We start from the raw sequence: 9,930 nt of genomic DNA, 5'->3' as shown, positions 1-9,930 counted from the left end.
GTTGCGGGGGCCAGATTTGAACTGACGACCTTCGGGTTATGAGCCCGACGAGCTACCAGGCTGCTCCACCCCGCGTCCGTGGATGCGCACTATACTCTGCTCGCATTTTCATGCAACCCTTTTTTCACCTTGATCACGTTTTTAGGGTGAAAATGAACAAAAACAACGCATTCTGGATTATTTTTTGCTCAAAATTTGCGTTCGGGTATGTATACGCATTTCATTAGGTTCGGGGGTTTGTTATCTTCGTCTCGCATTCAGGCAACATAAGACGAGAACAATGAAAGGACGTTGGGCAAAATATCTTCTGGCGGGAGCTGTAGTCGCGATGCTCGCCGCGTGTTCCTCAAAACCCACCGATCGTGGGCAGCAGTATAAAGACGGGAAATTTACCCAGCCTTTCTCACTGGTGAACCAGCCTGATGCGGTTGGCGCGCCAATCAATGCCGGTGATTTCGCCGAGCAGGTTAATCAAATTCGCAGCGCTTCGCCACGTTTGTACGGCAACCAGAGCGACGTCTACAACGCTATCCAGCAATGGTTACGTGCGGGCGGTGATACGCGCAGTATGCGCCAGTTTGGTATTGATGCCTGGCAAATGGAAGGGGCGGACAACTACGGTAACGTCCAGTTTACCGGTTACTACACACCGGTTATCCAGGCGCGCCATACGCGCCAGGGCGAGTTTCAGTATCCTATCTATCGCATGCCGCCAAAACGTGGGCGCTTACCCTCTCGTGCCGAGATCTACGCGGGCGCGCTAAGCGACAATTATATTCTGGCATACAGTAATTCCCTGATGGATAACTTCATTATGGATGTTCAGGGCAGTGGCTACATCGATTTTGGCGATGGCAGCCCGCTCAACTTCTTTAGCTATGCCGGGAAAAACGGCCACGCCTATCGCAGTATCGGTAAAGTGCTTATCGACCGTGGCGAAGTGAAAAAAGAAGATATGTCGATGCAGGCTATTCGCCACTGGGGTGAAACGCACAGCGAAGCCGAAGTGCGTGAGCTGCTGGAGCAGAACCCATCGTTTGTCTTCTTTAAACCGCAATCTTTTGCTCCGGTGAAAGGGGCCAGCGCGGTGCCGCTGATTGGCCGCGCGTCCGTAGCTTCTGACCGTAGTATCATTCCTGCGGGCACAACGTTACTGGCGGAAGTCCCGTTACTGGACAATAACGGCAAGTTTACCGGCCAGTACGAACTGCGCCTGATGGTGGCGTTAGATGTGGGTGGGGCTATTAAAGGGCAACACTTCGACATCTATCAGGGTATTGGCGCTGACGCCGGACACCGTGCCGGGTGGTATAATCACTACGGTCGCGTATGGGTACTAAAAACAGCGCCGGGTGCGGGTAACGTGTTCAGCGGTTAATTGCCGGATGGCGCTTCGCTTATCAAGCCTACATTATTGAGTAGGCCTGATAAGGCGTAGCCGACATCAGGCAGTCAGACTGCTCGGTATTAATGAATTTGAGGTTCTATGTCTGTGGTTATTAGCGATGCCTGGCGCCAACGATTTGGCGGTACGGCACGTCTGTATGGCGAAAATGCGTTGCAGCTGTTTGCCCAATCGCACGTTTGCGTGGTTGGGATTGGCGGAGTAGGGTCATGGGCGGCGGAAGCGCTGGCGCGAACCGGTATTGGCGCTATCACACTCATTGATATGGATGATGTGTGCGTCACCAATACAAACCGCCAGATCCATGCGCTGCGTGATAACGTCGGTCTGGCAAAAGCTGAAGTGATGGCGGAGCGTATCCGACAGATTAACCCGGAGTGCCGGGTGAACGTGGTCGATGATTTTGTTACGCCAGATAACGTTGCTGAATATATGAATGCGGGATTTTCGTACGTCATCGATGCGATTGATAGCGTGCGCCCAAAAGCGGCACTGATCGCGTACTGTCGACGTAATAAAATTCCGCTGGTGACCACCGGTGGTGCGGGCGGACAGATCGATCCTACCCAGATTCAGGTCGTTGATTTGGCAAAAACCATCCAGGATCCGCTGGCGGCCAAACTACGTGAGCGGCTGAAAAGCGATTTTGGCGTGGTGAAAAACAGTAAAGGCAAGCTGGGCGTGGACTGCGTGTTCTCGACCGAAGCGCTGGTTTACCCGCAGGCGGATGGCTCGGTATGTGCGATGAAAGCGACGGCGGAAGGGCCGAAGCGTATGGATTGCGCGTCCGGGTTTGGCGCGGCCACCATGGTGACAGCCACCTTTGGCTTTGTTGCTGTCTCCCATGCGCTGAAGAAGATGATGGCGAAGGCCGCGCGTCAGGCCTGATTGTGTCGGATGTCGCTACGCTTATCCGACCTACAGTTCGTGCAGTGTTGTAGGCCGGATAAGACATACCAGCGTCGTCATCCGGCTTTCTGGGCCGCCTCGAGAATCGCTTCGTTCAGAGCATGTAGTCCCTGGCTACGCGAGGCGCTGAGCTGCGCGCGTAAACCCAGTTCGTCAAATAACGCCATCGGCGAACGCGCCAGTAACTCGGCTGCCGTTTTACCTTCGACCGCGGTGAGTAATACCGCCAACAGCCCACGTACTATTCGACCTTCGCTGTCGCCGAAGAAATGCAGAGTGCCATTCTCATGAAGAGTATGCCCCAGCCAGACGCGGTTTTCGCAGCCCGCAATTTCTTTGGCCTGCGCCTTTAGCGCATCCGGGAGCGCCGGCAACTGCTTACCCAGCAGAATCAGCTGGCGATATTTATCTTCCCACTGAGTAAGCGGGATAAAGGTATTGCGTAACGTCTCTTCGGTTACGGTTGTGCCAAACGGGTGTCCGGCGAACAGAGGGCTTGTCATTAATCCACCAATATTTCCAGCGCGCGGTCGACGGCTGTGACCAACGCATCCACATCGCTTTGGGTATTATAAGGGGCAAATGAGGCGCGTAGTGTTCCGGATACGCCAAGTTCCGCCAGCAGCGGTTGTGCGCAGTGTTGCCCCGCGCGCAGCGCAATGCCATATTCGGCCAATAGAGTGACCATATCGCTGTGATGAACACCCGCGAAATCAAAGGCTAACAGACTGGAGTCCTGGCAGCGGAAGGAACGAAAGCCAGGGCGTTTCGCCAGGGCATCTTCTGCCAGCGTCGCCAGACCCCGGCTCCAGTTTTCGGCCTGCGCAACGTCGACGTCCGCCAACCATTCGAGCGCCGCGCTTAGCCCGATAACGCCTGCAACGTTAGGCGTACCGGCTTCCAGCTTCCATGGTGCGGGCTGAGTGGTGAAACCGTCAAAACTGACTTCGCTAATCATCTTACCGCCCCCAAGCCAGGGAGACATGGCTTCCAGCAGTTCCGGCTTACCGTACAGCACGCCAATACCGGTGGGGCCATATAGCTTGTGGCCTGAAAACGCATAGAAATCAATATCCAACTGCTGTACATCGGCAGGGTAATGCACAATCCCCTGGGCACCATCAACCATCACCACCATGCCAGCCGCATGGGCGAGCGTAATGGCGCGGGCCAGATCCGGGCAGCCACCGGTGACGTTCGACATTTGCCCGAGCGCCAGAATGCGGCTGCGCGGGGTGATGAGCTGCGTGAGGCGCTCAACGTCTGGCAACAAATGGGGGTTGAGTGGGAGTTTGACGACCTTAGCCCCCGTTTGCTCCGCGACCATCAGCCAGGGAACGAGGTTGGCGTGATGTTCCGCTGCGCTAACGATAATCTCATCACCCGGTTGAAGGCGTGGACGCGCATAGCTTTGGGCAACCATGTTGATCGCTTCCGTTGTGCCGCGGGTCCAGACGATGGTTTTGTCATCCGACGCATTAATCAGGTGTGCGACTTTTTCCCGCGCGGCTTCATAGCGTGCGGTCAGGCGCTGGGCTTCAGCAAACTGGCTGCGATGGACGTTCCCGGCACTCAGGCTATAAAACTGATGGGTAGCCTCAATGACCGCCTGTGGCTTTAGCGCCGTAGCAGCGCTGTCGAGATAGACGCCAGCATCGTTGAGTGCGGGAAATTGTGCGCGAAACTGCGCGGGGTTAAAAGCGTTCATGGTATTCCTCAGTTCAGTAAACCGATCGTGGCGCAAAAAGGGCATTGATACAAGGGTTGTGCTAACCATCGGAATACTCTGGATATCCTGGCAAAGCCCGTTCAGTGTCTTATGCTAAATAGCGTTAGGCGAACAATTTTGCCTGTTACGGAGTATGTTTTTAATAGCATAAATCGCTTTAAGGAGAAGAAGATGAAAAAGACTGCCGCCATTATTTCTGCCTGTATGCTGACTTTTGCCCTGAGCGCCTGTTCTGGTTCGAATTACGTGATGCACACCAATGATGGTCGATCAATCGTAGCTGATGGTAAACCACAGACCGATAATGAGACGGGGATGATTTCGTATAAAGACGCTAACGGCAACAAACAGCAGATTAACCGCACTGACGTGAAAGAGATGGTAGAACTGGAGCAATAATAGCCGGTCGGCCATCGACGAAACGTGGACAAAAAAAAGCACCGCAATTTGGCGGTGCTACATTAATCACTATGGACAGACAGGGTAAATGTACAGGAAGTGAAAAAGGGTAGCTTTGCTACCATGGTCTGAATCGCAGACCAATTGCAAACACAACAACACAACATCACAACCGTAAGCCAAAAGCCCACCAGAACACGCATTCCGATAAAACTTTTCGTTCCGGCTTCAGGAAGTGCCGCCACTATAGGTATTTGCTGGTAGAACCTCAACGGACAATTTATAATGGCTCAGATAAAAAAAACTAATAGGTTACAGCCTGTTAGCTAATTGTTAAATTCATTTAACATCAAAGCCTAAAAGTCATGTCAAAACGATTACCACCCTTAAATGCGTTACGTGTTTTTGATGCTGCAGCGCGTCATTTAAGCTTTACTCGCGCAGCAGAAGAGCTTTTTGTGACGCAGGCCGCAGTAAGTCACCAAATCAAGTCACTTGAGGATTTTTTGGGGCTAAAACTGTTTCGTCGACGCAATCGATCTTTGCTGTTAACGGAAGAAGGTCAAAGCTACTTTCTCGACATTAAAGAGATTTTTTCGCAATTAACCGACGCGACGCGTAAACTTCAGGCACGCAGTGCAAAAGGTGCGCTTACCGTTAGTTTATTGCCCAGTTTTGCGATCCAATGGCTGGTGCCCAGACTCTCTAGCTTTAACTCAGCTTATCCGGGAATCGATGTCAGGATCCAGGCGGTGGACCGTCAGGAAGACAAACTGGCTGATGATGTTGATGTGGCGATTTTCTACGGACGCGGTAACTGGCCGGGTCTGCGCGTTGAAAAATTGTACGCAGAATATTTATTGCCGGTCTGCTCTCCGCTGTTGCTTACCGGTGATAAACCGCTAAAGACACCGGACGACCTGGCAAAACACACGTTATTGCATGATGCGTCGCGACGAGACTGGCAAGCCTATACGCGCCAGCTTGGCCTGAATCATATCAACGTGCAGCAGGGACCTATCTTCAGCCATAGCGCCATGGTGCTACAGGCTGCAATCCATGGACAGGGGATCGCGCTGGCTAACAACGTCATGGCGCAGTCCGAAATTGAAGCCGGACGTCTGGTCTGTCCGTTTAACGATGTTCTGGTCAGCAAAAACGCATTTTATCTGGTTTGTCATGACAGTCAGGCAGAACTGGGTAAAATAGCCGCCTTCCGTCAGTGGATTCTGGCGAAAGCGGCCACGGAACAAGAAAAATTCCGCTTTCGTTATGAACAATAATTTACGTAGGGTATTCAAATGACCAGCCGTTTTATGCTGATTTTTGCCGCCGTAAGTGGCTTTATCTTTGTGGCGTTGGGCGCCTTTGGGGCACATGTTCTGAGCAAAACCCTCGGTGTTGTTGAAATGGGGTGGATTCAGACCGGCCTTGAGTATCAGGCGTTTCATACGCTGGCTATCTTTGGCCTGGCCGTCGCCATGCAACGGCGCATTAGTATTTGGTTTTACTGGAGTAGCGTGTTTCTGGCATTAGGTACAGTGCTGTTTAGCGGCAGCCTGTATTGTCTCGCGCTCTCTCATTTACGCCTGTGGGCGTTTGTTACCCCTGTCGGCGGCTTCAGCTTCCTCGTAGGCTGGGCGCTGATGTTAGTGGGCGCTATTCGATTGAAACGTAAGGGCGTTAGCCATGAATAAGGTTGTATTGTTGTGTCGCCCAGGTTTTGAAAAAGAGTGCGCCGCAGAAATTACGGATAAAGCAGGACGCCGGGAAATCTTCGGTTTTGCCCGCGTGAAAGACAATGCGGGTTACGTCATCTTCGAATGCTATCAGCAGGACGATGCTGAAAAGTTAGTGAAAGAGCTGCCGTTTAGTTCGCTGATTTTTGCTCGTCAAATGTTTGTGGTGGGCGAGCTGCTGCAATACTTACCGCCGGAAGATCGTATTACACCGATCGTTGGCATGTTGCAGGGCGTGGTGGAAAAGGGTGGCGATCTGCGAGTAGAAGTTGCCGACACCAATGAAAGCAAAGAGCTGGTTAAATTTTGCCGTAAATTTACCGTACCGTTGCGTGCAGCGCTGCGCGAAGCGGGCGTACTGGCAAAGTATGAAACGCCAAAGCGTCCGGTGGTTCACGTCTTCTTTATCGCCCCTGGCTGTTGTTATACCGGCTATTCCTGGCCTGACAATAACTCACCGTTTTACATGGGGATTCCGCGTCTGAAGTTTCCAGCCGATGCGCCGAGCCGTTCAACGCTCAAGCTGGAAGAAGCGCTGCACGTGTTTATCCCTGCCGATGAATGGGATGAGCGTCTGGCGAACGGAATGTATGCGGTGGATTTAGGCGCCTGCCCTGGCGGATGGACCTATCAACTGGTTAAACGCAATATGTGGGTTTACTCCGTGGATAACGGTCCGATGGCGCAAAGCCTGATGGATACCGGGCAGGTCACCTGGCTACGTGAAGACGGATTTAAGTACCGTCCGAATCGCAACAACATTTCGTGGATGGTCTGTGACATGGTGGAGAAGCCGGCGAAGGTTGCCGCGCTGATGGCGCAATGGCTGGTCAACGGCTGGTGTCGTGAGACGATCTTCAACCTCAAGCTGCCGATGAAAAAACGCTACGAAGAGGTATCACAGAACCTGGCGTACATTCAGGCCCAGCTTGATGAACATGGTGTAAATGCCCAGATTCAGGCGCGTCAGCTGTATCATGACCGTGAAGAAGTAACCGTTCACGTACGTCGTCTGTGGGCTGCCGTCGGCGGTCGTCGCGACGAGCGATAAGGCTACAACCCAGGCCGGATGGCGGCGTAATCGCCCTATTCGGCCTGGATTGCTTCAATCAGCTGTGTATCTGAAACAATATGCGTCACATCATCCAGATGCCCAATTCTGGCCTCTCCCGAACGATTAAATTTACTTTTATCGATCAGTAATAAAGACTGCGATGCACGCTTAAGCAGAATGGATTTGAAGTCTGCGTTGGTTGCATTTGAGTCCCAGAGCGCGCCGTCGCTGTCGATCCCTTCACAGGAAAAAATAAACAGGTCAATCTCGAGTGGTTTTAGCTGCGAGATAAGCGAGGGATTAACGTAGCAACCGTATTTGCGCTCAAGGCGACCGCCGGAGCTGATAAGCTGAATGTGTTCACGTTTAGCCAATTCCTGGCAGATGGGCTGGCTGTTGGTAAAAACGTGAATGTTGATGTCCGGTAACTGTCGCGCAAGATACCAGCAGGTAGAGCTGGCGTCTAAGGCAATCACCATACCTTCTTCGATCCATGCCAACGCTTCACGGGCGATATCCGCTTTGTGTGCATAGTGGCTTTTGAGTCGAATATGAAATGGGTCACCGCTGTCCTGATTTTCCCGGTGAATAACTTTGGCCCGACCGTGGTTGCGTAACACTTTTCCCTGGGTCTGTAACTCGCTGAGATCGCGGCGGATGGTCTCTTTGCTGACGTTAAGCTGCAAAGCCAGGGCTTCGGTTGTCAGGCTTTTGTGGTTAGTAAGCAGATCTACGATTGCCTGCTGGCGCGCCGCTTTCATGTTCTGATCCTCATCTTATGATGAATGCCCGTACCTGACGGGCATTCTGACCAGAGATTACGGCGTTACCCCTTTTTTTAAAAGAATATTCCCGTACTTTGCCCGCTCTCCTGTGATAACGATCGCAAACGCCTTTTGTGCTCGTTCGTAAAAGGCATAGCGGTCAATACGCGTGATGTCCGGGCAGGGGGTCTGCAATGAAAGCGCCTGACGATAGCGAGTCTCAACGTCAGGATCGAGAGTGTCACCTTCAACCGCAGCCATCATCACCAGCGGTGGGGCGTAGCTGTCCAGTTCAAATAGCGGAATAAGCGCCTGCAGCAGATCGCTGACCAGCAGACCGTCAGCGCGGATGACCTGTGGCCCCATGCTGTTGGCCGGGAAGTGGGCATCGGAAAAGATAATCTCATCGCCGTGTCCCATTTCGGCCAGCACTTTCAGTAAGTCGGGGGAAATTAAGGGAGATATCGTTTTAAGCATGTTACTCGACTCCTGTGAGTTCGGATTCGGTTTGCGGATAGAAGTAACGGTACTGATAGCGCACCTGTTCGCGCGCCTGCTCCGGGGAGGTAAATTCCCCGATGCCTGACCAGGCAAACATTGCGGCGCCTGCCACGGTGGTTTCGGCATCATCCAGCACTTTGACAGGGATCCCGAGAACGTTCGCTTTGATTTGGTTCCACAAGATGTTGCGGCTGCCCCCGCCAACTAATAGCAGTTCAGAGGCCTGGAAATGGCCGATTTTTTCCAGCGTTTGCAGATTCCGCTGCAGCTGTTCTGTCAGTCCTTCCAGCGCGGCGCGATAAAAGTGCCCACGGGTAGTATTGAGGGTAACCCCTTGCCAGCCCGCATTCTGACAGGCCAGCAGGTCGCAGTGCATCTTCACCCCTTCGGCACCAGCGGGAATATCCCGAGCTTCATCAATCAACGTTTGCCAGGGCGTGTCCGCGGTCCATAACAGCTTACGAACCCATTCAAGCACACCGGAGGCCAGCCACTGCATACCGGGATTGTTAAGCCCAGCCTGACTATCCAGCTCACAGGTGGAGCCCGCATAATGACTGAGCAGGGAGGTATTTACCTGCGCACTGCGTACCATCAGAATTTCCCATGTGCCGGAAGAGAGTACCGGTTCATCCTGTTGGGCTCCTGCGCCAAATAGCGCAAACTGTGTGTCGTGTCCGGCAGAGATGACTGGAATACCCTCTGGAAGTCCGAGCTGGCTGGCGGCCTCGCGTTGCAGTACCCCAATTTGTTCGCCTGCTTCAACCAGGCGCGGAAACAGGCGACGCGGTATGCCTGTTGCCTGCAAAATGTCCTGGCTGAAATCACGTTGCTGGATATCCAGCATCTGGCTGGTTCCCGCCATGGTGATGTCAGTTGTGAACTCGCCGGTTAAACGTTGGTTGATAAGCGACGAGATAAACAGCCAGGCGTGCGCCTGTTCCAGTAATTGCGGGTGGTTCTCTTTCAGCCACACCAGTTTGTACAGCGTATTGAAGCTAAACGCCCCAACGCCGGAGATTTCCTGCAGTTGCTGCGGTGACATGTAGCGATGGATATTCTCCATTACCGCTGCGGTACGTAGGCATTTCCAGCTGATCACCGGGTACAGTTGTTTGCCGTTCTTATCCACCAGCGCGCCATCCACGCCGAAGGTGGTGACGGCGATCCCGCGAATTTGGCAGGCGGCCAATTGTGAGGAAAGCCGCTGACAGCAGTCGGCAAAGCGCTGCAGAATGGCCTCCAGCGACCATTGGTGCCAGGCACTGTTTTCTGCGGCGATGTCACTGGCGTTCGGGGTCGCTGCGCGGGCGACAATCTTTCCCTGTCGGTCAACGGCAATGGCCCGTACGTTGGTCGCGCCACAGTCGAGAACCAGAATAACCTCTTGTTTCATAATTGCTCCTGGGAGATTACCTATTGCCGGATGG

General features: G+C 53.2%; 11 protein-coding genes and 1 tRNA gene. 6 read left to right on the top strand and 6 right to left on the bottom strand.

Annotation, left to right across the window (positions count from 1 at the left end):
- Position 1 precedes the first annotated feature (1 nt).
- Positions 2-75: transfer RNA gene (locus OGY04_RS15680), tRNA-Met, on the bottom strand.
- Between the two features lie 205 nt (positions 76-280).
- On the opposite strand from OGY04_RS15680, the gene mltA reads away from it, so the two are divergent.
- Both mltA and tcdA read left to right on the top strand, forming a co-directional pair.
- Positions 281-1,378, top strand: coding sequence for a murein transglycosylase A (gene mltA, locus OGY04_RS15675; RefSeq protein WP_008785702.1), 1,098 nt, complete (start codon positions 281-283; stop codon positions 1,376-1,378).
- Positions 1,379-1,486: 108 nt separating this feature from the next.
- Positions 1,487-2,293 (top strand): tRNA cyclic N6-threonylcarbamoyladenosine(37) synthase TcdA, encoded by an 807-nt coding sequence (gene tcdA / locus OGY04_RS15670; RefSeq protein ID WP_003825630.1) that lies wholly within the window; start codon positions 1,487-1,489, stop codon positions 2,291-2,293.
- 77 nt (positions 2,294-2,370) lie between these two features.
- On the opposite strand, the gene csdE is transcribed toward tcdA, so the two are convergent.
- Together csdE and csdA are read right to left on the bottom strand one after the other, a co-directional pair.
- Positions 2,371-2,817, bottom strand: coding sequence for a cysteine desulfurase sulfur acceptor subunit CsdE (gene csdE, locus OGY04_RS15665; RefSeq protein ID WP_103014855.1), 447 nt, complete (start codon positions 2,815-2,817; stop codon positions 2,371-2,373).
- Positions 2,817-4,022, bottom strand: a complete 1,206-nt coding sequence (gene csdA / locus OGY04_RS15660; RefSeq protein WP_286585590.1) for a cysteine desulfurase CsdA — start codon at positions 4,020-4,022, stop codon at positions 2,817-2,819. The genes csdE and csdA overlap by 1 nt, the downstream gene beginning before the upstream one ends.
- Before the next feature lie 192 nt (positions 4,023-4,214).
- Between csdA and OGY04_RS15655 the strand changes: the two genes are divergently transcribed.
- The 4 genes from OGY04_RS15655 to rlmM all read left to right on the top strand — a co-directional run bounded on the left by OGY04_RS15655 (position 4,215) and on the right by rlmM (position 7,232).
- Positions 4,215-4,442: a YgdI/YgdR family lipoprotein gene (locus tag OGY04_RS15655; RefSeq protein ID WP_003825635.1), complete on the top strand. Its 228-nt coding sequence runs from the start codon at positions 4,215-4,217 to the stop codon at positions 4,440-4,442.
- Between the two features lie 365 nt (positions 4,443-4,807).
- Complete coding sequence (gene gcvA, locus OGY04_RS15650; RefSeq protein ID WP_003034035.1) at positions 4,808-5,725, top strand: glycine cleavage system transcriptional regulator GcvA; 918 nt, start codon at positions 4,808-4,810, stop codon at positions 5,723-5,725.
- 18 nt (positions 5,726-5,743) lie between these two features.
- Positions 5,744-6,139, top strand: a complete 396-nt coding sequence (locus OGY04_RS15645; protein WP_003034037.1) for a DUF423 domain-containing protein — start codon at positions 5,744-5,746, stop codon at positions 6,137-6,139.
- The gene (rlmM, locus tag OGY04_RS15640) at positions 6,132-7,232 is read left to right on the top strand and encodes a 23S rRNA (cytidine(2498)-2'-O)-methyltransferase RlmM (protein WP_003034040.1); all 1,101 of its coding nucleotides are present in this window, start codon (positions 6,132-6,134) and stop codon (positions 7,230-7,232) included. Before OGY04_RS15645 ends, rlmM begins: the two co-directional genes overlap by 8 nt.
- 35 nt (positions 7,233-7,267) lie before the next feature.
- Here rlmM and fucR read toward each other — a convergent pair whose 3' ends face one another.
- Genes fucR through fucK form a run of 3 tightly spaced genes read right to left on the bottom strand, consistent with a single transcriptional unit; the run spans position 7,268 to position 9,896 of the window.
- The gene (fucR, locus tag OGY04_RS15635; RefSeq protein WP_003825642.1) at positions 7,268-7,996 is read right to left on the bottom strand and encodes an L-fucose operon activator; all 729 of its coding nucleotides are present in this window, start codon (positions 7,994-7,996) and stop codon (positions 7,268-7,270) included.
- Positions 7,997-8,053: 57 nt separating this feature from the next.
- Positions 8,054-8,476 carry an L-fucose mutarotase gene (fucU, locus tag OGY04_RS15630; protein WP_048236690.1) on the bottom strand — a complete coding sequence of 141 codons (423 nt, stop codon included), beginning with the start codon at positions 8,474-8,476 and terminating at the stop codon, positions 8,054-8,056.
- Between the two features lies 1 nt (position 8,477).
- Positions 8,478-9,896: an L-fuculokinase gene (fucK, locus tag OGY04_RS15625; RefSeq protein WP_286577201.1), complete on the bottom strand. Its 1,419-nt coding sequence runs from the start codon at positions 9,894-9,896 to the stop codon at positions 8,478-8,480.
- Positions 9,897-9,930 lie beyond the last annotated feature (34 nt).

The sequence above is a fragment of the Citrobacter sp. Cpo091 genome (assembly GCF_030332645.1).
Classification (GTDB): Bacteria; Pseudomonadota; Gammaproteobacteria; order Enterobacterales; family Enterobacteriaceae; genus Citrobacter; species Citrobacter portucalensis.
This window is presented reverse-complemented; position numbering and strand designations above follow the sequence as displayed.

Excerpts from the sequence above, each read along its gene's own strand:
- mltA (WP_008785702.1), top strand. The coding sequence starts at position 281 with ATGAAAGGACGTTGGGCAAAATATCTTCTGGCGGGAGCTGTAGTCGCG.
- OGY04_RS15645 (WP_003034037.1), top strand. The coding sequence starts at position 5,744 with ATGACCAGCCGTTTTATGCTGATTTTTGCCGCCGTAAGTGGCTTTATC.
- fucU (WP_048236690.1), bottom strand. The coding sequence starts at position 8,476 with ATGCTTAAAACGATATCTCCCTTAATTTCCCCCGACTTACTGAAAGTG.
- rlmM (WP_003034040.1), top strand. The coding sequence starts at position 6,132 with ATGAATAAGGTTGTATTGTTGTGTCGCCCAGGTTTTGAAAAAGAGTGC.
- fucR (WP_003825642.1), bottom strand. The coding sequence starts at position 7,996 with ATGAAAGCGGCGCGCCAGCAGGCAATCGTAGATCTGCTTACTAACCAC.
- csdE (WP_103014855.1), bottom strand. The coding sequence starts at position 2,817 with ATGACAAGCCCTCTGTTCGCCGGACACCCGTTTGGCACAACCGTAACC.
- fucK (WP_286577201.1), bottom strand. The coding sequence starts at position 9,896 with ATGAAACAAGAGGTTATTCTGGTTCTCGACTGTGGCGCGACCAACGTA.
- OGY04_RS15655 (WP_003825635.1), top strand. The coding sequence starts at position 4,215 with ATGAAAAAGACTGCCGCCATTATTTCTGCCTGTATGCTGACTTTTGCC.
- gcvA (WP_003034035.1), top strand. The coding sequence starts at position 4,808 with ATGTCAAAACGATTACCACCCTTAAATGCGTTACGTGTTTTTGATGCT.
- csdA (WP_286585590.1), bottom strand. The coding sequence starts at position 4,022 with ATGAACGCTTTTAACCCCGCGCAGTTTCGCGCACAATTTCCCGCACTC.
- tcdA (WP_003825630.1), top strand. The coding sequence starts at position 1,487 with ATGTCTGTGGTTATTAGCGATGCCTGGCGCCAACGATTTGGCGGTACG.